This window comes from Citrobacter sp. MGH106, from assembly GCF_001037495.1.
GTDB lineage: Bacteria > Pseudomonadota > Gammaproteobacteria > Enterobacterales > Enterobacteriaceae > Citrobacter > Citrobacter murliniae.
This window is the reverse complement of record NZ_KQ089822.1, coordinates 179,769-200,062: the sequence shown is the minus strand read 5'-3', so window position 1 is coordinate 200,062 and position 20,294 is coordinate 179,769. Positions and strand designations below refer to the sequence as shown.

Annotated in this window: 18 protein-coding genes; 8 read left to right on the top strand and 10 right to left on the bottom strand. The window is 52.0% G+C overall.

Features of this window, described 5'->3' with window-relative positions; genetic code table 11:
- Positions 1-102: 102 nt before the first annotated feature.
- Genes SK36_RS00935 through SK36_RS00920 form a run of 4 tightly spaced genes read right to left on the bottom strand, consistent with a single transcriptional unit; the run spans position 103 to position 4,617 of the window.
- Positions 103-1,911, bottom strand: a complete 1,809-nt coding sequence (locus SK36_RS00935; protein ID WP_048220524.1) for a diol dehydratase reactivase subunit alpha — start codon at positions 1,909-1,911, stop codon at positions 103-105.
- A gap of 10 nt (positions 1,912-1,921) precedes the next feature.
- A complete protein-coding gene (locus tag SK36_RS00930) occupies positions 1,922-2,350 on the bottom strand; it encodes a glycerol dehydratase small subunit DhaB3 (RefSeq protein ID WP_045447790.1) in 429 nt (142 codons plus the stop codon).
- Positions 2,351-2,352: 2 nt separating this feature from the next.
- The gene (locus SK36_RS00925) at positions 2,353-2,937 is read right to left on the bottom strand and encodes a propanediol/glycerol family dehydratase medium subunit (protein ID WP_048220523.1); all 585 of its coding nucleotides are present in this window, start codon (positions 2,935-2,937) and stop codon (positions 2,353-2,355) included.
- 12 nt (positions 2,938-2,949) lie between these two features.
- Positions 2,950-4,617 carry a propanediol/glycerol family dehydratase large subunit gene (locus tag SK36_RS00920; protein WP_048220522.1) on the bottom strand — a complete coding sequence of 556 codons (1,668 nt, stop codon included), beginning with the start codon at positions 4,615-4,617 and terminating at the stop codon, positions 2,950-2,952.
- Positions 4,618-5,010: 393 nt separating this feature from the next.
- Here SK36_RS00920 and SK36_RS00915 point away from each other — a divergent pair, with 393 nt between their 5' ends.
- Genes SK36_RS00915 through SK36_RS00900 form a run of 4 tightly spaced genes read left to right on the top strand, consistent with a single transcriptional unit; the run spans position 5,011 to position 7,529 of the window.
- Entirely contained in the window at positions 5,011-5,439 is a 429-nt protein-coding gene (locus SK36_RS00915; protein ID WP_048220521.1) for a GlcG/HbpS family heme-binding protein, read from the top strand.
- 22 nt (positions 5,440-5,461) lie between these two features.
- Positions 5,462-6,625, top strand: coding sequence for a 1,3-propanediol dehydrogenase (dhaT, locus tag SK36_RS00910; protein ID WP_048220520.1), 1,164 nt, complete (start codon positions 5,462-5,464; stop codon positions 6,623-6,625).
- Positions 6,626-6,644: 19 nt separating this feature from the next.
- The gene (locus SK36_RS00905; protein ID WP_045447809.1) at positions 6,645-6,998 is read left to right on the top strand and encodes a glycerol dehydratase reactivase beta/small subunit family protein; all 354 of its coding nucleotides are present in this window, start codon (positions 6,645-6,647) and stop codon (positions 6,996-6,998) included.
- Complete coding sequence (locus SK36_RS00900) at positions 6,999-7,529, top strand: cob(I)yrinic acid a,c-diamide adenosyltransferase (RefSeq protein ID WP_045447812.1); 531 nt, start codon at positions 6,999-7,001, stop codon at positions 7,527-7,529.
- Here SK36_RS00900 and dhaR read toward each other — a convergent pair.
- From dhaR to SK36_RS00885, 3 genes are all read right to left on the bottom strand, one after another.
- The gene (gene dhaR, locus SK36_RS00895) at positions 7,507-9,432 is read right to left on the bottom strand and encodes a dihydroxyacetone kinase operon transcriptional regulator DhaR (protein WP_045449791.1); all 1,926 of its coding nucleotides are present in this window, start codon (positions 9,430-9,432) and stop codon (positions 7,507-7,509) included. The two genes, SK36_RS00900 and dhaR, sit on opposite strands and share 23 nt — an antisense overlap.
- Before the next feature lie 92 nt (positions 9,433-9,524).
- Positions 9,525-10,622, bottom strand: a complete 1,098-nt coding sequence (locus SK36_RS00890; protein ID WP_045447815.1) for a glycerol dehydrogenase — start codon at positions 10,620-10,622, stop codon at positions 9,525-9,527.
- Between the two features lie 50 nt (positions 10,623-10,672).
- On the bottom strand, positions 10,673-10,906 hold the full coding sequence (locus tag SK36_RS00885; protein WP_045449793.1) for a hypothetical protein: 234 nt from the start codon (positions 10,904-10,906) through the stop codon (positions 10,673-10,675).
- Positions 10,907-11,183: 277 nt separating this feature from the next.
- Between SK36_RS00885 and SK36_RS00880 the strand changes: the two genes are divergently transcribed.
- Entirely contained in the window at positions 11,184-12,842 is a 1,659-nt protein-coding gene (locus SK36_RS00880; RefSeq protein ID WP_048220519.1) for a glycerone kinase, read from the top strand.
- 201 nt (positions 12,843-13,043) lie between these two features.
- Here SK36_RS00880 and cfa read toward each other — a convergent pair whose 3' ends face one another.
- On the bottom strand, positions 13,044-14,198 hold the full coding sequence (gene cfa / locus SK36_RS00875; RefSeq protein ID WP_045447821.1) for a cyclopropane fatty acyl phospholipid synthase: 1,155 nt from the start codon (positions 14,196-14,198) through the stop codon (positions 13,044-13,046).
- A gap of 67 nt (positions 14,199-14,265) precedes the next feature.
- Between cfa and SK36_RS00870 the strand changes: the two genes are divergently transcribed.
- Positions 14,266-15,114 carry a helix-turn-helix domain-containing protein gene (locus SK36_RS00870; protein ID WP_045447824.1) on the top strand — a complete coding sequence of 283 codons (849 nt, stop codon included), beginning with the start codon at positions 14,266-14,268 and terminating at the stop codon, positions 15,112-15,114.
- On the opposite strand, the gene SK36_RS00865 is transcribed toward SK36_RS00870, so the two are convergent.
- Positions 15,108-15,893 carry a siderophore-interacting protein gene (locus SK36_RS00865; protein WP_048220518.1) on the bottom strand — a complete coding sequence of 262 codons (786 nt, stop codon included), beginning with the start codon at positions 15,891-15,893 and terminating at the stop codon, positions 15,108-15,110. The genes SK36_RS00870 and SK36_RS00865 overlap by 7 nt on opposite strands.
- A gap of 237 nt (positions 15,894-16,130) precedes the next feature.
- Between SK36_RS00865 and SK36_RS00860 the strand changes: the two genes are divergently transcribed.
- The gene (locus SK36_RS00860; RefSeq protein WP_167493935.1) at positions 16,131-16,811 is read left to right on the top strand and encodes a PadR family transcriptional regulator; all 681 of its coding nucleotides are present in this window, start codon (positions 16,131-16,133) and stop codon (positions 16,809-16,811) included.
- 50 nt (positions 16,812-16,861) lie between these two features.
- On the opposite strand, the gene SK36_RS00855 is transcribed toward SK36_RS00860, so the two are convergent.
- Positions 16,862-18,382: a methyl-accepting chemotaxis protein gene (locus SK36_RS00855; RefSeq protein ID WP_048220516.1), complete on the bottom strand. Its 1,521-nt coding sequence runs from the start codon at positions 18,380-18,382 to the stop codon at positions 16,862-16,864.
- Between the two features lie 430 nt (positions 18,383-18,812).
- Here SK36_RS00855 and ygjG point away from each other — a divergent pair, with 430 nt between their 5' ends.
- A complete protein-coding gene (gene ygjG / locus SK36_RS00850) occupies positions 18,813-20,192 on the top strand; it encodes a putrescine aminotransferase (RefSeq protein ID WP_167493934.1) in 1,380 nt (459 codons plus the stop codon).
- The last annotated feature ends 102 nt before the right edge of the window (positions 20,193-20,294 follow it).

The window sequence follows — 20,294 nt, the reverse complement described above, 5'->3', positions numbered from 1 at the left end:
TATAATATGAACCCAAGTCAACCGGGATATCAAAGAGAACGTTACCTTTATTTGATTCATGCCTCAGCCAAACGCTTGCGGTGGCGATTTTCTGCACTATTGTTACGCTTCGTCGGCTAAAACCAGCCCGGTTGCCACCGCATTGCGCGGCCCTTCTGTGCCACGAATATTGCCCTGACCGGCAACGACGCCGTAATGCGACAGCGCTTCGGTGATCATTTGTGGGATTTCAAAATCCAGCGATGAGCCCCCCACCAGCACCACAAAGGTAATATCGCGGATAGAGCCGCCGGGCGAGACCTGGCGCAACGCGCGCAGGCAATTAGTCACAAAGACCTTATCCTTTGCCTGACGACGCACCAGGCGGATTTTCTCCAGCGACGTCTGGTTATCAATAGGGATAAGTTCACCATCTTTCAGATATACCACTTTGGCGAAAACAGAGGGACTTAGCGGCTCGCGAAAAAACTCCACTGCACCATTCTCGTGACGAATACTGAACAGACTCTCCACTTTCGCCAGCGGGTATTTCTTAATCTCCTCAGCCAGAAAAGGATCGTTCAGCCCCAGCTCCGTTTTAATCAGTAAACTGACCATGTTTCCTGCTCCTGCCAGATGCACCGCCTTAACGACACCATCACCATTAATAATGGCGGCATCGGTAGATCCTGCGCCTAAATCAAGGATCGCCAGTGGTGCTGCACATCCGGGGGTGGTCAACGCCCCAGCCACTGCCATATTGGCCTCCACACCGCCGACTTCAACGGACGTACCCAGTCGCGTACTCAGTTCGCTGGCGATCGCCTGCATCTGTAACCGATCGGATTTCACCATCGCCGCAATGCCAACGGCATTCTCCATCGAATGTTCCCCGGCGATACCGCCCTGGACTTTACGGGGGATAAAGGTATCTGCCGCCAACAGATCCTGGATATGTACTGTGTTCATATCGTGGCCGCTCAACGAGGCCATCACCTTACGCACGCGCTCAAGCATACCGCCCGCGTGCGTACCAGCCTCACCACGAATATCGCGTACAGGAGCACATCCGTTCATCGCCTGCATAATCGCCTGTGCCCCTTGCGACACATCGGCTTCGCCACTGCGCTTTTCTCCGCTGATAAAGATCTTTCCTGCCGGGATCACTCGCGACTGTACATCCCCCTGCGGCGTTTTCAACACCACGGCGGAACGATTGCCAATCAGCGCCCTGGCGATCGGCACGATCGTCTGGGTCTCCTCAGGCGTCAGGGCAAAGAAGGTGGCGATGCCGTAGGGATTCGACAGCACCCGAACAACCTGCCCTGCCGCAGCGACTTCCACCGCAGCCAGCACACCTTCCGGTACCTTTTCCAGCAGCGTCACTTCATCGACTACCGGCAATGTTCGGTGTAGGCGATTGTTAACCAGCACGCCATCATCCTTTTTCAGGATCGCCGCCACGACGTTAACACCACGATCCAGTGCCTCATTCAACAACCAGACCGCCTCGAGAAAATCTATCTTTTCACCAACCAACGGGATCCAGCCCTGCGCAAACTGATCTTTGTTTAACAAAGCCAACTTTTCCAGAGCGATAGTGGTACCCATCCCTACCCCAACGCCACCCGGAGTTTGTGGGTTATGGCCAATCATTGTCGATTCTGTAATGATGGTTTCAGTGATCGTTTCCATCGCGACATCGCCAATCACTGGTGCGGCCTCGTTGATGCAAACTTTCACCACATCGCTAAGTGACCATGGCGTTTTATCCAGCGCCTGCTGCAAAGAGGCTATCACCCCGGCGATGTTGTCCCGCGTGCCTTTCATACCCGTCGTGGCGACAATCCCGCTGGCGACAAACCTGCCACGCTGTGCCAGCGCCACTTCTGTCGTGGCGTTGCCGATATCAATCCCCGCAACTAACGACATACTGCCTCCGTTATTGGCTGCCTTTCCGCAGCTTGTTTCTCTGCTGATACACCTCTGCTGACTCACGGATAAAACCGGCATTCACCGTAGCGTGCCAGGTGTGTTCAAGCTCATCAGCAATAGCCAGTAATTCCGTCATTGAAGAGCGAAACGGGCGTAGCGCGTTGTAAATTTCCAGAATACGAGCATCCGGAATGGCAATCAGTTCCGCCGCACGACGGAAATTGCGCGCAACGGCGTGACGCTGCATTTGCTCAGCTATCTGTGCCTGATACTCCAGCGTTTGCTGAGAAATACGCACATCCTGCGATCCCACACGCCCCGCCAACACATTCTCAAGGGTGATGTCAGTTAACGGTTTACCGGTAGGCGTAAGGATTTTCTCCGGACAACGAGTCGCTAACGGATAATCCTGCGCGGTCATGATGTTTTCGCTCATGGTCATTCCCTTACTAATGCAACGTGCAGCGTGACAGGAGAGGCGTCCTGCACCACATGTTTGGTTTCTTTAATATGAAACAGCGCGGCTTTAGCCATAAATTTCGGCCTCACCATCTGATCATTCACCACCGGAACAGGCGAGGGTGACTCTTTACGCGCATAACGCGCAGCGTTCTTGCCGATCTGCCGGTAGGTTTCCAGCGTCAGTAGCGGTGCCTGAGAAAAAAGCTCAAGGTTGCTCAGCGGCAGTAAATCGCGCTGATGAATAACCGTTGTTCCTTTTGACTGGATACCAATACCAATGCCGGAACCGCTAAGGTTCGCCGCATCCCAGGCCATAAACGAAACATCCGAGGTACGCAGGATCCTGACCACCCGCGCATGCAGTCCCTCTTCTTCAATCCCGGCAACCAGCTCTTTCAGGATCGCCTTGTGCGGCATATCAATCAGGGTTTTATGCTGGTATTTATCAAAGGCCGGACCAACGCCAATCACCACCTCATCTGCGCGTTCGTCTGCCTTTGCCGCCTCTCCTTCACTGACCTGCAATGTGAAAACTGGCTTACGTTCAGTTGTGCATTCCACAGGAGTACCGCCTTATTCAATGGAGTTGGGCTGAACCACGCCCGCAATGTTTTTAATTTCCGCCCAGCGTTCAGCGGAAATGCGATAGCCGGTGCCAGGCCCCTGATAATCATTGATATCGTTGACGGCGCTAACCACATCGAACTGACGGTCAAGAATGGCAGATGTTTGCAGGTAATCGCCGGTGACACGCTGTCTCAACATATTGAGAATATTGCTGGCGATATCTTCAAAGCCACTGGCGCTTAATGCCCCAACAATATCCAGCCCGGTAATATTGCGCTTCATCATCTCTTCCACCGCTGCCAGATCTTCCACGACATTGCGCGCAGGCATATCTTTGCTGCCGTGGGCATAGGTCGCGGCTTCAACTTCCTCATCACTAATCAGCGGCAGGCCCAGCTCGCGGAATACCGCCTGAATGGCGCGGGCGGCTTTATTACGGATGGTGATGGTTTCCTCTTCAGTGACCGGACGCAGACCACCGTCAACCATCAGATCGCGCTGCAGAATGTTGTAATCATCGAAGTCTTCGGCGTCAAAGTTCGACCCGGCAAACATATTGTCGTAGTTCGGTACTGCGCTGTAGCCGGAGAAGATAAAGTCGGTGCCGGGCAACATCTGCATCAAGGTGCGCGCGGTGCGACGAATATCGGAGTGCGAGAAGGTCTGGTCATTCGCTGATGCCACTTCAAGGTCGAGCATCGAGGCAATCAGGTTTTCCGCCAGCACCGCGCGGATCCCCGACGGCACCGCGCCGGTCATCCCGATACAACTAACCGCACCGTTTTGCAGCCCCTGAACGCCCGCTCCCTTGGTGATAAAAATGCAGCGCGACTCGAGATAGAGCATTGATTTACTTTCTGAATAACCCATCAGCGCTTCAGATCCGGTACCGGAGGTATAGCGCATTTTCAGTCCGCGAGAAGCATAAGCCGAGGCGAGAAAGGCTTTTGACCATGGGGTATCATCGCCATCGGTAAACACCGACTCAGTCCCGTATACCGATACCGTTTCGGCGTAACTGGTGAATCCACGCATCCCCAGTTCCAACTCCGTGGCTTCTTCAACAGAACATTGCGTAAGCACGCCAGGGCGACCACACTGTGAGCCAACCAGTAGCGCCAGTGCGTTAAACGGCGCATAGCGAGCGATACCCACTGTCGTTTCCTGTTCGGAAAAGCCACGGATCCCCGCCTCGGCAGCGTCGGCGGCAATCTGGACCGGATTATCTTTCAGGTTGGTGACGTGGCACTGGTTTGAGGGAGTCCGTCTGGCACGCATTTTTTGCAGCGCCATCATCATCTCCACCACGTTCATTTGCGCCATCACTTCCACCGCCTTCGCCGGGGTGATTGCGGTGGTAATCGCAATAATCTCTTCCCGACTGACGTGGATATCCACCAGCATTCTGGCTATGTCCAGCGCATCGAGCTGCATCGCTTGCTCTGTCCGGGAGACATTAATGGCATAGTCGGCAATAAAACGGTCAATCATGTCGAACTGCGCGCGGCTCTTGCCGTCCAGCTCAACAATACGACCATTTTCCACCTTCACCGACGACGCCGGATCGTAGGGGCTTTCCATGGCGATTAGCCCTTCTTCCGGCCATTCGCCAATAAGCCCATCCTGGTTTACAGGCCGCCGGGCAAGGGCTTCGAATCGTTTTGATCTTCTCATAATTTATAGACTCAAAAGATAAAGAATAGAGACGCTGGGCCAGATCGCCGGAGGATTAAATCCCCGGCAATCGCCTTTCATCAGCAATAGCCGAACTTTAAATGAGCAGACCAATAAAAAAATTAAATTAATTTCGTTCCAATTTGGTACGTAATTAAACTTCTCCGTTCCACATTGAAACGGCTATCTGAAATATTCACAGCGAATTGTGACAGGGTTAAATGATCATTATCAACAAATGCCAAAAGCAGTAAATAAACTTAATTTTTTAGAAAACCTCACCCTATTGACTTAATAACACGCAGCGCGAGAATAAAGAAAACCCACTAAAAAAAATAGCTGACGCACAATATTTTTCGCGACCTCAGCCCTACAATCTTGTCAGGAGATAATGTGAATAAGACCCAACCCATCGCCACCATCACACTGGCGGCAGCAAAGAAAATGGCAGCCACAGTCGAGGCGAAAGCGCATGAAATCAACGTTCCGGTGGTCTTTTCTGTTGTTGATCACGGCGGAAATACGCTGCTGATGCAACGTATGGACGAGGCGTTTATCACCAGTTGTGACATTTCTCTCAATAAAGCGTATACCGCCTGCTGCCTGCGACAAGGTACTCACGAAATTACTGATGTGGTACAACCTGGTACTTCTCTATATGGTTTACAGCTAACCAACCAACAGCGAATAGTTATTTTTGGCGGCGGCTTGCCTGTCATATCAAACGGAAAAACAATCGGTGCTGTCGGCGTCAGTGGCGGCACTGTTGAACAGGATATGTTATTAGCCCAAAGCGCACTGAATTGCTTCTCTGAATTATAAATTAAACTTAAGAAGGTATATTATGAGCTATCGTATGTTTGATTACCTGGTGCCAAATGTGAACTTTTTTGGCCCTAATGCTATTTCCGTCGTCGGCGAACGCTGCAAACTACTGGGTGGGAAAAAAGCACTGCTGGTTACTGATAAAGGCCTGCGGGCAATTAAAGACGGTGCGGTAGATAAAACCCTCAGCCATCTGCGTGAAGCCGGTATTGAGGTAGTGGTTTTTGATGGCGTCGAGCCGAATCCTAAAGACACCAACGTACGTGATGGCCTGGCAGTTTTTCGTAAAGAGCAGTGCGATATTATCGTCACCGTCGGTGGCGGTAGCCCGCATGACTGCGGTAAAGGCATTGGCATCGCAGCCACTCATGAAGGCGATCTCTACAGCTACGCCGGAATTGAAACACTGACCAACCCGCTGCCCCCAATCGTTGCGGTCAATACCACCGCCGGTACCGCCAGCGAAGTGACCCGCCACTGCGTGCTGACTAACACCAAAACAAAAGTGAAATTCGTTATTGTCAGCTGGCGCAACCTGCCGTCTGTCTCTATTAATGATCCACTGCTGATGCTCGGCAAACCTGCACCACTCACCGCCGCCACCGGGATGGATGCATTGACTCACGCCGTTGAGGCGTATATTTCAAAAGATGCCAACCCGGTCACCGATGCCGCTGCTATCCAGGCGATTCGCCTGATCGCCCGTAATTTACGTCAGGCCGTCGCGCTGGGCAGCAACCTGAAAGCCCGCGAAAATATGGCCTATGCCTCTCTGCTGGCGGGTATGGCCTTTAACAACGCCAACCTCGGCTACGTGCATGCCATGGCGCACCAGCTAGGTGGCCTGTATGACATGCCGCACGGCGTGGCAAATGCTGTTCTGCTGCCACACGTGGCGCGTTATAACCTGATTGCCAACCCGGAAAAATTCGCTGATATCGCCGGTTTTATGGGCGAGAACACGGATGGCCTGTCCACCATGGACGCCGCTGAACTGGCGATTCATGCGATTGCCCGCCTCTCTGCCGATATCGGGATTCCGCAGCATCTGCGCGAGCTTGGCGTAAAAGAAGAAGATTTCCCGTATATGGCGGAAATGGCGCTGAAAGACGGCAACGCGTTCTCGAACCCGCGTAAAGGGAATGAGAAAGAGGTTGCCGAAATCTTCCACCAGGCATTCTGACTGAAAAAGGGGGGACGCAATGTCACTTTCATCTCCAGGTGTGCATCTTTTTTATCACTCGCGCTGGCAGGATACTCGCGTGCTTGATGAGCTGTGCTGGGGACTGGAAGAGCAAGGCGTCCCCTGCAAGGCCATCAGTTACGACGAGAATGAGAGCGCGTTGGCGCTCAGCAAACGGGCAGCAAAAAGCTCGGCGCTGCGCGTTGGTCTCGGCCTCAGCGTGACGGGGGATATTGCCTTAACCCATGCCCAGTTACCCGAGGATCGTGCGCTGGTCTGTGGGCATATCGCTGCCGGAATCGAACAGGTTCGCACACTTGGCGCCAACGCCGGTCAACTGGTCAAAGTTCTTCCCTTCAGTGAGATAACATAAATGTATCGTATCTATACCCGAACCGGCGATAAGGGCACTACCGCGTTGTTTGGCGGCAGTCGTATCGACAAAGATGATATCCGCGTTAATGCCTACGGCACCGTAGATGAGCTGATTTCCCAGCTTGGCGTCTGCTACGCTACGACCCGGCAAACAGAGCTACAGCAGGATCTACACGCCATCCAGAAAACGCTGTTTGTGCTGGGCGCCGAGTTAGCCAGTGATGAAAAAGGTCTTTCCCGTTTAAAACAGACCATTGGCGAAGGGGATATTCAGACACTGGAGCAACTGATTGACCGCAATATGGCGCAAAGTGGCCCGCTTAAAGAGTTTGTGACTCCAGGGAAAAATCTGGCATCTGCGCAATTGCACGTTGCACGAACGCTGACACGACGGCTGGAGCGTATTCTCACAGCAATGGACAGAACAATTGCCGTACGCGGAGAGCTTAAGCGTTACATCAATCGCTTATCGGATGCGCTGTTCTCAATGGCCAGAATTGAAGAAACTACTCCAGATGTTTGCGTTTAAACTGGCTGGCATCAATGTCGTACTGTTTCATCTTGCGCCACAGCGTGGTACGCCCAATGTTCAGCAGTTGCGACATCTCCTGCACACGCCCACTGGTAACACGAGCAGCGTGGATGATCGCCTCTTTTTCGATGGCGGTAAACGTCAGGCTGGCAGGAAGCAGCGACGATGCGGCCTCCAGACCTGGACGTTCGGCAAACAGATAATCCGGCAGATTGCTCAGGCGAATATGGCCGTTATCGCTGCTGATGGCGATATTCTCGATAATGCTGTTTAGCTCGAAGTCATTGCCCGGCCACGAATAAGCTACCAGTTGTGCCAGCGCGTCGTCGTCCAGTTTCAGGCTGGATGAAAAGCGTTTCTTCAGGCTGTTAAGGCGCGTATGAATCAGTGCCGGAATACTGTTACGCCGCGCCCGCAGCGGTGGAATAACAATCTCAAAGGAGTGTAGTGCGTAATACAGCTGGCGGCTAAAGCGGTTTTGCTCCACCAGATTAGCAAGATCTACCGTGGTAGTGGCGATCACTTTCACATCAACCGGGATCAACCGACGGGCATCGAGGCGAGTCAACACCCCCTGCTTGATCACCTGTAACAGAGCAGATTGTAGCTCCGGCGCCAGATACTCAATTTTTTCCAGAAACAGCGTGCCACCGTTCGCCAGTTCGAGGCGACTCAGTCGACCATTTTCATCATCGGTTGGTGCACTGCCCGTAAAGTCCTGCCCCAGTACGCTGTTGGCATACAACTGGCAGTTCACGGCAATATAAGGGCCGCTGGCACGTTCGCTTTCATTGTGAATGGCCTGACTGAGAAGCTCTTTACCCACCCCCTCTTCACCGCACAACAGGATCGGGAAACTTCCCCTGGCCGCCTGGCGACCAAAATGAATCAAACGCCGGGTTTCCGGATCATCCGTCGACATCTGTTCAAAAGTATGGCTAACCTTGCCCAGTTGACTGGTCATCAACTGACGCATTTGCTCAACCGGATGCAATAGCAAAATAAAGCTGTTGCCCTGTTCTTCTACAATCGGCTTCAGAGTAATGACCGCATCAACAAACTGATGCTGACTCTCAAAGGTGACTTCGACGTGATTCAGGCCGCGGGCATGTTTAATCGCACGACGCAGCAGGGTGGGTAAATTGACCAGGTCATTAATGTTTTTCCCCTGGCTGGCCTGAGCGTCCAGATGCAACAGCATGGCGGCGCGTGCATTGAGAAACTGCAGTACGCCCTGCTCGTTCCAGGCCATCACGCCGTCATCCATACTCTCCAGCAATCCGTACATCTGATTGAGATGTCGGTTAGATTCGGCTAACAGGCTGTCGGTCAGCAAAGAATTACCGACTTCCCTGGCAATCGCCAGCGTCAGCGATAAATCAGAAATGGATTCATGCTCTACCAGGCAGCAAAGCGAAATCGAGCCAAACAGTCGCCCGTGGTTATCAAACACCGGCGTTGAGCAAAATGACCACGGATGTAGCGCCTGTTTAAAGTGCTGATCCCCGCTGGTTTTTGTCGGTTGTCCTGGCATTGTCGCCAGCGACAATGCACAGCTGCCAATGATGCTCTCAGCACAGTAGCTACCATCCAGAAACCCAAGTTCCGCCAGTTGTTCTACCGTCTGTGGATCGCCGCAACGGCTGAGAATACAGGCAGACTCATCCAGAATAAGCAGCGCGCAGGGACGTCCGTCCATAAACTCCCAGGCATCTTCCAGCGCAGCCTGACCTATCGTCAGCAGCGCAGTCTTACGTCGACAAATCGACTCAAAAGTCAGTCCCTGCGCCTGATGCGGCGCCTGCCACGTTTCACGCTGCATAAACTTGCTGCAACGATGCCATGACTGGGCGATGACCGAAGAGACTTCCTTCCCGATGTCCTGAGTGTGCGCCGTCATATCCATTTCCGCTGTTTTACCATAGACAACCCCTCCGGCAGAGACTGTCAGAGGGGAGAAAAGATGCCGGAAAGAGGCTTACCGACGCCTGATTAACGTGCCAGCCACTGCTGCCCCAGCAGGTCCGCCGTCAGAATAGCGGCATGAACACTTTCTGGTGTCACCGGGAACGGCATATTGTGAATGGTTTCACCTTCCGCACAGGTCGCTTTGGCAACGGCATGAATCTTGTCGTCGATGCCTTCTTTTACGCCCATTTGCGCCAGCGTGACCGGCAGGCCAACTTTCTGGCAGAAATCCAGCACGGTTTCTATCTCTTCCATTGGGCTATTTTGCAGGACCAGTTGTGCCAGCGTACCAAACGCAACTTTTTCACCATGGTACAAATGGTGGCACTCTTCCAGAATCGTGAAGCCGTTATGGATCGCATGTGCGCCCGCGAGACCGCTGCTTTCAAAGCCGATGCCGCTGAGATAAGTATTCGCTTCCACGATACGCTCCAGTGCATCCGTCACCACGCCAGCCTGCGCTGCACAGCGTGCCTTTTCGCCTTCTGCCAGCAACGTATCATAGCACAGGCGTGCCAGGCTCAGTGCCGCCGCCGTGGACTGCCCGCCCGCCATGCTGGTCGCTCTGGCATCGTAACAGGCTTTCGCTTCAAACCAGGTTGAAAGCGCATCGCCCATTCCGGCAACCAGCAGACGCACCGGCGCCCTGGCGATAATCGCCGTATCCATCACCACCATATCCGGGTTTTTCGGGTAGATCAGATACTCTTCAAACTCACCGGCTTCAGTATAGATAACGGACAGCGCACTGGTTGGTGCATCAGTAGAGGCAATAGTCGGAATCACCACCACCGGCAGCTTCTGGTAATAGCCAATCGCTTTGGCTGTATCCAGCGTTTTCCCGCCGCCAATCCCCACAACGCCACGGCAGCCATGTTGTTTCAAAATGGCAATCAGACGATTAATTTCCACATGGCTGCATTCACCATTAAAGCGTTCCGCATGACAGCTAATGTCGTGGCTGTGCAGGCCGTTGAGCACTTTCTCCCCCGCCAGCTTCATCACGAAGTCATCTGCAATCACGAAAAAGCTGTCCGCCAGATTTTTAGCGTATTGACCAAATAAGATAGAAGCGTCAGGACCCTGGAGATATTTGGCTGGAGATTGAATAACTTTTAGCATTCCTTTCATCCTCAAATAAGTACATGTTTTTACATGATGAGCCCTGGCGTTCACCTGTTTAGCCTGATGTAGATAGCAAAACGAAGGGGTACCGGAGCGATGCAATAACTGTATGGCGAGGCGTGAACAAAAAAATCTTTCGTCTTTTTGTTCTGATATGAAACAGATAAAAATGACTGACGTTCCATATTGGAACGATTAACCCTGAAATTAATAAGGTTTGCGATCCCGATCCGCTCATTTAGCGCCAATGCCGCGCGGGTAACTAAAATCAGGTTTTGCATTTCCTCTCCACCACCGTCGTAACCATCCGAAAATAGCATCCTGCGACGTATTACCCTCTCTAATACAAAGAGAAAAAAGTTGTTCGGGTTCGCATTGTGTAATTTTTTCGTACAGTTACGTTTCATTTTGGAACAAAAAAGAACATTCATGTTCCGTAATGAAACTCATTTTGCATGTGTTTTTTTCCGCACTGACTCAGCCAAAATCTCTCCATCGCCTCCGCACCATGTCAATGCATCCGGGGGTTTGTTTTACTCTTAATCTCCAGGAGCCGTTATGTCTCAATTCTTTTTTAATCAGCGCAACCATCTCGTAAACGACGTTATCGACGGTACGATCATCTCCAGCCCGTGGAACAACCTGGCACGTCTGGAGAGCGATCCAGCCATTCGTATCGTGGTACGTCGCGACCTCAATAAAAATAACGTGGCAGTGATCTCCGGCGGTGGCTCAGGGCACGAACCCGCTCATGTCGGGTTTATCGGCAAGGGCATGTTAACCGCAGCTGTCTGTGGCGACGTATTTGCTTCGCCAAGCGTGGATGCGGTACTGACAGCCATTCAGGCGGTAACCGGTGACGCAGGTTGCCTGTTGATCGTTAAGAATTACACTGGCGACCGTCTTAACTTTGGTCTTGCGGCAGAGAAAGCCCGTCGGCTTGGCTATAACGTCGAGATGCTGATCGTCGGTGATGACATTTCGCTGCCGGATAACAAACATCCTCGCGGTATCGCCGGGACTATTCTGGTACATAAAATTGCCGGCTATTTTGCCGAGCGCGGCTATAACCTCGCCACCGTCCTGCGTGAAGCGCAATATGCGGCAAACAACACCTTCAGCCTTGGTGTTGCGCTCTCCAGTTGTCATCTGCCGCAGGAAACCGAGACTGCACCACGTCATCATTCGGGGCATGCAGAACTGGGAATGGGTATTCACGGTGAGCCGGGCGCATCCGTGATCTCCACCCAAAACAGTGCGCAGATTGTCAATCTGATGGTAGATAAGCTGATTGCCGTGCTGCCTGAAACCGGTCGCCTGGCACTGATGATTAATAACCTCGGCGGCGTGTCGATTGCGGAAATGGCTATTCTGACCCACGAACTGGCAACCAGCCCACTGCACTCGCGCATCGACTGGCTGATTGGCCCTGCCTCGCTGGTCACAGCTCTGGATATGAAAGGCTTTTCGCTGACGGCCATCGTGCTGGAAGAGAGCATCGAAAAAGCGCTGTTAACCGAGGTGGAAACCACCAGTTGGCCAACCCCCGTACCACCACGTGAAATCACTACCGTGCCATCATCTCAGCGCAGTGCACGCGTGGAATTCCAGCCTTCAGAGAACGCGCTGGTAGCCGGAATCATTGAACAGGTCACCGGGACGCTTTCCGGCCTGGAAGCACATCTCAACGCGCTGGATGCCAAAGTGGGTGATGGTGATACCGGTTCAACCTTTGCGGCAGGCGCACGTGAAATTGCCGACCAGCTACAGCGTAAGCAACTACCGCTTGCTGATCTGGCCACGCTGTTCGCGTTGATTGGGGAGCGTCTGACTGTGGTTATGGGAGGTTCCAGCGGCGTGCTGATGTCCATCTTCTTTACCGCAGCCGGGCAGAAACTGGAACAAGGTGCTGAGGTTGCCGAAGCGCTGAATACGGGTCTGGCTCAGATGAAGTTTTACGGTGGCGCGGATGAAGGCGATCGCACGATGATTGATGCGTTGCAGCCCGCACTAACCTCTCTGTTGGCACAACCGCAAAACCTGCAAGCTGCTTTTGAGGCCGCACAAGCTGGCGCAGAACGCACTTGTCTGTCGAGCAAAGCCAACGCGGGTCGCGCGTCTTACCTCAATAGCGAAAGCCTGCTCGGTAATATGGACCCCGGCGCACATGCTGTCGCGATGGTGTTTAAAGCGCTGGCAGAGAATGCTCTCAAATAGTCCTTCAAAAAACTCAGGTGGTGAGGTGTGGCGGGTCCGGCTGAAAATTGCCGACGCGTTTCCGTAAGGCCAGGAGAGCCAGCATGAATGCTGGCTCAGGGCGCGTTTTACGGTGAGCGGAACTCGATTCAGGAATCAAATGTTCTCGATAAATGCGACAGGCGTTGGCACGAGTTCGCATGAATCTCTCTACTAACCCTATTAGCGATAAACGCGAATACCGCCCTCGACGCCACGGCTAAACAGTACCTGCCAAAGCTCAATGTCTCGGGCGCGGAAAGCTCCGGCGCATGCGCATAAATAGTAATTGAACATTCTTCTAAAAGTGGCGGAGTAATGTGAAGACAACTCTGGCCATGCCTGATTAAAACGCTGGTGCCAGGCCATCAGCGTTTTATCATAATCACTACCGAAGTTATGCCAGTCCTCCATCACAAACCGCGACTCACTGGCCTCGGCAATATGCGATATCGCCGGTAAACATCCGTTCGGGAAAATATATTTATTGATCCACGGATCTACACTCATCCCTTTTTTATTGCTGCCAATGGTGTGAAGCAGAAAGAGGCCATCAGGTTTTAAACAGCGGTCAGCGATACTGAAATAGGTATCGTAGTTTTTCGGCCCCACATGTTCGAACATCCCCACGGAGACAATACGATCGTAGTGCTTATCAAGGTCACGATAGTCCTGAAGCAGAATGGTGACATCCAGCCCGTCACAGCGCTGCTGCGCCATTTTCTGTTGCTCTTTCGAGATGGTGACACCCTCTACCGCCACGCCATAATGGCGCGCTGCATATTCTGCCAGGCCACCCCATCCGCAACCGATATCCAGTAAACGCATCCCCGGCTTCAGTTGCAACTTCTCGCAGATCATTTTTAATTTGGCATTTTGCGCATCCTCTAATGAGGTCGCATCTTTCCAGTAGCCACAGGAATATTGCATGTACGGATCAAGCATCAGGGCGAAGAGATCATTACCAATATCATAATGCTCTTTGCCGACAATCCAGGCCCGGCTGCGCGACTGCAAATTAAAAAGGCGTGCACTGGCAATGCGTAAAATATCTTTCAGATTGCCCGGCATTTTTTGATCGAGTTTTGCTTTGAGGATCTTGCAGAACAGAATATCGAGCCGTTCGCAGTCCCACCAGCCTTCCATATAGCTTTCGCCAAGCCCTAAAGAACCTTGTTGCAGTACCCGTTTAAAGAAACCGGCATGATGAAGTTGAATATCCCAGGCACGCGAACCATTGATCTGGATATCAGCCTGCTGGAGCAGCTCTTTCCCCATCCGCGTCCAATTATCATTTGTTTCATTTACGATTACAGCATCTGAACAAAGCGTGTCCATGGTCTTTACCAAAAGTGGGCTAATAATTCTTAGGCAAGATTATTATGGAAAACAGAGTGTATGTATTATGATTTGCGGACAAGATCTATCGAGTAGAGGCCACATAACCGGGAGCATTACGTATTTCTTTATGGAAACCATCAAGCAGAAACAGTGGAATTCCTTCCCGGATGACTCAATGGCAGAACTGCCGCAGGATGTTTACTTTCGCTCATATGTCCTTGAAGCGAATAACCATGTACCGCAGCACTCACACTCTTTTACCCAGTTTCATTTTGCCCGCAAGGGAAGCATGCGTATTGATGTCGCCGGCAAATGCTGGATAATCCCCGCGCATTATGGAATCTGGATCCCTCATAATATTGAACATGCGGTATGGGCGCTGGATGATGTTCATTTAGAGAATCTGGATATTAAACCGGACTTTCTGGAGAAACGTATTGATGAGTGTAAAGTGGTCGCCATCAGTGATTTCGCCCGAGAGTTTATTCATTACGCGACCAACTTAATTTCGGGCCATTACGATCGTCAGTCAAAAGAAGGGAAGCTGGTCAGCGTATTGGTCGATATTATTTTGCAGTTACCGGAAGTTGCCTTTGTATTACCCTGGCCACAGGATCGCGAATTAACAAAAATCTGCCGGACAATACAGGAATCCCCCGCGCTGGAGCATTCGTTAGAGTACTGGGCGCAGCATCTCGGCATGTCGCCTCGCACATTTTCGCGCCATTTCAAAAAAGAAACGGGATTACCTTTCAGCGTCTGGAAGCAAAAAATGCGGATTCTGGAATCCGTATTAATGCTTAAGAAAAATAAAAGCGTGACCGCCGCCGCACTCGACGTGGGTTATTCGAGCACCGCGGCATTTAGCTACGCGTTTCGCCAGGCCTTTGGCGTTCCTCCGTCTAATTATTGATCAGCGGCTTTGCGTTGGTGCCAGTAAGCAGCTGCACGTACCAGCTGCTGATCGAACTCCTCGGTTTCAAAGCGGGCACTCAGGTTTTTCACCACTTTTCCTTCGCCTGTTATCCAGATGAAATAATCTTCTGCAGGTACATTTAGTTGCGCCAGCACGTCGTTCACCGCCTGCTCGTTGTGACCGACAAACCACTGGATAGCAAACCCGTCGAGGTAGGAAAGATAATCCTGGCAGGCTGCATCCTGCACGCTCACCAGTGCAGTCACCTCTGGACGCACCGCTAAACGACTCAGCGCTTCCAGGCGGCGGCGCAGAGCAGGCATTCCCGACTCATCACACACGTAAACCTGATACGCATAGTCTTCTGGTACCACCAGAGAACCGCGTGGTCCACCGATTGTCAGCTTGTCACCTTCACGAGCGTTCATCGCCCAGGTACTCGCCACGCCACCATCATGAATGAAGAAATCCAGCGCCAGCTCATGACGCGCTTCATCATACAGCGGCGTGTAATCCCGGGATGCAGGACGGACTCCCTCTGCCCAGACAATGCCCTCATCCGTCACCACTGGCGGCACAAAATGCGTACCCGGTTCAGGAAAAAAGACTTTGGAGTGATCATCAAAACCGCGTGAGCTAAAGCCATCCAGTGCGTCACCGCCAAGAACGATACGCTGAAAACCCGCGCTTATGCGTTCAACGCGCAGGACTGAGAGTTCGCGAAAGCGCAGTTCATTACGAACGCGCTGTGGGTAGCGTGGGGTATTTTTTGTCATTTTTCCGCCTTCGTGAAAATAATACGATATATCTAATTAAATTTTTAAATGATAATGATTGCTAGTTACAAATATTGCAAGCACTTTTTTTGATATAGTCCCGCTCTGCTTACCAGAACGACAACACTGAATTAAAAATTATAAAAATCAATATATTATAATCAATAAAAATAACACCCTTGCAAAACACAAGATTTTAGATATAAATTAGATATATCTAAATAACATCAGGAGAAGATGATGCAAAACCAACATGAAGGTTGCTGCAAAAATGCAGAACACCAACACGAAGGATGCTGCAAAGGTGAAGGGCATCACCACGAAGGCCATGACACCGAACATCACCATCAGGGTTGCTGCAAAAGTGAAGAACATCGCCACGAAGGTTGTAACAAAGAGCACCACCACGAGCACGGCTGCGGACATCGCCATGGCCGGGGCGGCGGCGGCCGTCGTCAGCGCTTTTTCGGCCACGGCGAATTGCGCCTGGTGATTCTGGATATTTTGACCCGCGATGCCAGCCACGGCTATGAACTGATCAAAGCCATCGAAACACTGACCCAGGGTAATTACACACCAAGCCCCGGCGTGATTTATCCGACGCTGGATTTTTTGCAGGACCAGGAACTGATTGTCATCAACGATGAAGAAAGCGGACGTAAACAGATAACGATCACCACGCAAGGTCAGCAGTGGCTTGATGAAAACCGTGAGCATCTGGAACATATCCACGAACGCATTAAAGCGCGTTGTGTGGGTTTTGAATTACGTAAAAATCCGCAAATGAAACGGGCGCTGGATAACTTCAAGGCCGTACTGGATCTGCGGGTTAATCATGGTGATACCAGCGATGCGCAGATCAAAAAAATCATCGGTATTATCGATCGTGCCTCACTGGACATCACCCAGTTAGATTAAAACAAACCGGTCAAAAGGCGGAACCCGTTGTTCCGCCTTCGCACCTGAGGTTAATGCAGGACCGTTACGGCATCTTCCAGACGCCCGGCACGATGTTTCACCATCGCTGAAATGTGGGCACTCTCTTCGACAAGTTCTGCATTTTTCTGCGTAATGCTGCTCAATTCATTCACCGCACGGGTCAGGCTGGAAAGCCCATCCGCCTGTTCCAGCGTGGAGTGGCTGATTTGGGCAATCAGTTGGGTAACGTTTTGTACCTGCGCCACAATGTCGTCCATTGTGCGCCCGGCAGCGTGAACCTGATCGGAACCAGACTGCACTTTGTCAGCGCTGGCATCGATCAATTTGCGGATGTCATTCGCCGCACTGGCGCTACGGCTGGCAAGATGGCGTACCTCTCCCGCCACCACGGCGAACCCTTTCCCCTGCTCACCCGCTCGCGCGGCTTCAACCGCTGCGTTCAACGCCAGAATGTTAGTCTGGAAGGCAATATCGTTAATCAGAGTAGTGATAGTGCCGATCCGCTGGGTGCTATTAGCAATATCGTCCATCGTTTTAATGACGGTGTCCATCGCCTCACCACCCTGCGTTGCCGCACTGCTGGCTGCAATGGAGAGCTTGTCGGCAGCGGATGCAGTCGCGGAGTTTTGCTTCACCGACGCCGCCATCTGGTTCATCGTCGTCACCGTTTCCTGCACATTTTCTACCGTCTGTTGCGTGTGCCGGTTCAAATCATCACTGCCTTTTGCCAGCGTTTCGCTGTCGTTACGCACACAGGAAACCTGGCTTGAAACATCATGGATAAGCCAGCGACACATTAATCCCAGTTGCCCCACTGACCGTAACATCAGCCCCAATTCATCGCTGCGGTTAAGGTGCGACACGCTATTGCGCTCTCCGGTCGCGACTTTCAGCGCCTGACGGGCAACATTCTCGATTGGGCGTACAATTTGCCATTCGAAGATCGTCGTTCCAGCCAGCATCACCAGCGCACTCATCAGCAGTAGCGGCCATTCAGTCCCCATCTGCTGCAACGCAACGGCCAGCACGGCAAACATCAATGCCATCACACTACGTACCCGCCAGCGCACCGGGAGCGACGGGAGTTTACCCAGCCAGCCTTTACGCACCACCAGCCCTTTATGAATACGCCTGTTACAACGCCCTTCATTCAGCGCCTTATATAAAGGCTCTACCGCCGCGATCTCTTCCTCCGTCGCCCGGGTCCGGATGGACATATACCCGGTAACATGTCCATCCCGCACCATCGGCACCGCGTTGGCTCTCACCCAATAGTGATCGCCATTTTTACGCCGGTTTTTCACAATCCCACTCCACGGCTCGCCCTGCTGCAGCGTGTACCACATATCCGCAAACGCCGCTTTTGGCATATCCGGATGACGAACCAGGTTATGCGGCTTACCGAGCAATTCATTCAGCTGATAGCCGCTGACCTGAACAAAGGTATCGTTCGCATGGGTAATATAGCTTTGTAAATCGGTGGTCGACATGAGGGTGATATCATCATCCAGCGGTGTATTTTGCTGACTAACGTAGGGATGAGAAGACATGGTTGCGTCCTGTGCAGGTTATCTGGTTGTTAACTCTTTCGGCTTATGTTATTTCGGCGCTAATCTTTTTAACTTTAGTTGTTAAATTTGATTTAGATCGCAATTTGCGATTAAACCTCAAAATCTGTATGTTTTCTAATTCATTGATTTAAAATACTTTCGTAACAAAACTATTCAACAACACTTCACTCCACGCACTGCAATAGTGCAATTTTTGCCCACTTTTAGCGCAGTAGGCCACTTTTCCCGTCTGTTTTCTGGCTGTAAACCTGGGCAAAATACCAGCAAATGTTAATGTTTGAGATTAAATGTTGCACAAGCGAGTTATTTCCTGGCGTTTATCCCGATTTTCGTTAAGCGCGCCGGGATGGCGCAATCCCTGCAATACTTAATTCAGTATCATGTGATACGCGAGCTCCGGGAGCATATTTTGAACAGGTTACCTTCCAGCGCATCGGCTCTGGCCTGCAGCGCACACGCACTGAATCTCATTGAGAAGCGAACGCTTGATCATGAGGAGATGAAAGCACTTAACCGAGAGGTGATTGATTACTTCAAAGAGCATGTTAATCCAGGGTTTTTAGAGTATCGAAAATCTGTAACTGCCGGCGGGGATTACGGAGCCGTAGAGTGGCAAGCGGGAAGCCTGAATACGCTTGTCGACACCCAGGGACAGGAGTTTGTCGATTGCCTGGGGGGTTTTGGAATTTTCAACGTGGGGCACCGTAATCCAGTAGTGGTCTCCGCCGTACAGAATCAACTCGCGAAACAACCTCTGCACAGCCAGGAATTGCTTGATCCATTACGAGCCATGCTGGCAAAAACGCTTGCCGCGCTGGCACCCGGAAAGCTGAAATACAGTTTCTTCAGCAACAGTGGGACCGAGTCAGTCGAAGCGGCACTGAAGCTGGCGAAAGCGTACCAGTCACCGCGCGGCAAATTTACGTTTGTTGCCACCAGTGGCGCTTTCCACGGAAAATCGCTGGGCTCGCTGTCCGCCACAGCTAAATCCACCTTCCGTAAACCATTTATGCCGCTGCTGCCGGGCTTCCGTCATGTTCCTTTTGGCGATACTGACGCGATGCGCACCGTACTCAGCGAGTGTAAAAAAACAGGTGACGATGTGGCTGCCGTTATTCTGGAGCCGATTCAGGGTGAAGGCGGAGTGATCCTACCGCCGCAGGGGTATTTGACCGCCGTACGTAAACTCTGCGATGAGTTTGGCGCGCTGATGATCCTCGACGAAGTACAAACAGGCATGGGGCGTACCGGTAAGATGTTCGCCTGCGAACACGAAAACGTGCAGCCCGACATCATGTGTCTGGCAAAAGCGCTGGGCGGCGGTGTAATGCCCATTGGGGCGACAATCGCGACTGAAGAGGTGTTCTCCGTTTTGTTTGATAACCCCTTCCTGCACACCACCACCTTTGGCGGCAACCCGCTTTCCTGTGCGGCGGCGCTGGCAACTATCAATGTTCTGCTGGAGCAAAATTTACCAGCCCAGGCAGAACAGAAAGGCGATATGTTGCTGGATGGCTTCCGACAGCTGGCGCGGGAATACCCGGACCTTGTGCATGACGTACGTGGGAAAGGCATGCTAATGGCGATTGAATTTGTCGATAATGAGATAGGTTACAACTTTGCCAGTGAGATGTTCCGCCAGCGGGTACTGGTGGCCGGAACACTGAATAACGCAAAGACGATCCGTATCGAACCGCCGTTAACATTAACAATCGAGCAATGCGAACTGGTAATACGATCAACGCGCAAAGCCCTGGCTGCATTACGGGTGAGCGTGGAGCAAGTGTGACAGATGCCGGATGGCGGCTACGCCTTCTCCAGCCTACAGCAGCACCATACCGTAGGTCGGAGTAGATGCGTTAGTACTGCCATCCGGCAATTTCTTCGCAGG

Bases quoted from the DNA above. Each gene is read 5' to 3' on its own strand.
- SK36_RS00880 (WP_048220519.1), top strand. From the start codon at position 11,184: ATGTCTCAATTCTTTTTTAATCAGCGCAACCATCTCGTAAACGACGTT.
- SK36_RS00860 (WP_167493935.1), top strand. From the start codon at position 16,131: ATGATGCAAAACCAACATGAAGGTTGCTGCAAAAATGCAGAACACCAA.
- SK36_RS00900 (WP_045447812.1), top strand. From the start codon at position 6,999: ATGTATCGTATCTATACCCGAACCGGCGATAAGGGCACTACCGCGTTG.
- SK36_RS00905 (WP_045447809.1), top strand. From the start codon at position 6,645: ATGTCACTTTCATCTCCAGGTGTGCATCTTTTTTATCACTCGCGCTGG.
- SK36_RS00920 (WP_048220522.1), bottom strand. From the start codon at position 4,617: ATGAGAAGATCAAAACGATTCGAAGCCCTTGCCCGGCGGCCTGTAAAC.
- dhaT (WP_048220520.1), top strand. From the start codon at position 5,462: ATGAGCTATCGTATGTTTGATTACCTGGTGCCAAATGTGAACTTTTTT.
- dhaR (WP_045449791.1), bottom strand. From the start codon at position 9,432: ATGACGGCGCACACTCAGGACATCGGGAAGGAAGTCTCTTCGGTCATC.
- SK36_RS00865 (WP_048220518.1), bottom strand. From the start codon at position 15,893: ATGACAAAAAATACCCCACGCTACCCACAGCGCGTTCGTAATGAACTG.
- SK36_RS00855 (WP_048220516.1), bottom strand. From the start codon at position 18,382: ATGTCTTCTCATCCCTACGTTAGTCAGCAAAATACACCGCTGGATGAT.
- SK36_RS00935 (WP_048220524.1), bottom strand. From the start codon at position 1,911: ATGTCGTTAGTTGCGGGGATTGATATCGGCAACGCCACGACAGAAGTG.
- SK36_RS00890 (WP_045447815.1), bottom strand. From the start codon at position 10,622: ATGCTAAAAGTTATTCAATCTCCAGCCAAATATCTCCAGGGTCCTGAC.
- SK36_RS00870 (WP_045447824.1), top strand. From the start codon at position 14,266: ATGATTTGCGGACAAGATCTATCGAGTAGAGGCCACATAACCGGGAGC.
- cfa (WP_045447821.1), bottom strand. From the start codon at position 14,198: ATGGACACGCTTTGTTCAGATGCTGTAATCGTAAATGAAACAAATGAT.
- SK36_RS00930 (WP_045447790.1), bottom strand. From the start codon at position 2,350: ATGAGCGAAAACATCATGACCGCGCAGGATTATCCGTTAGCGACTCGT.
- SK36_RS00885 (WP_045449793.1), bottom strand. From the start codon at position 10,906: ATGCAAAACCTGATTTTAGTTACCCGCGCGGCATTGGCGCTAAATGAG.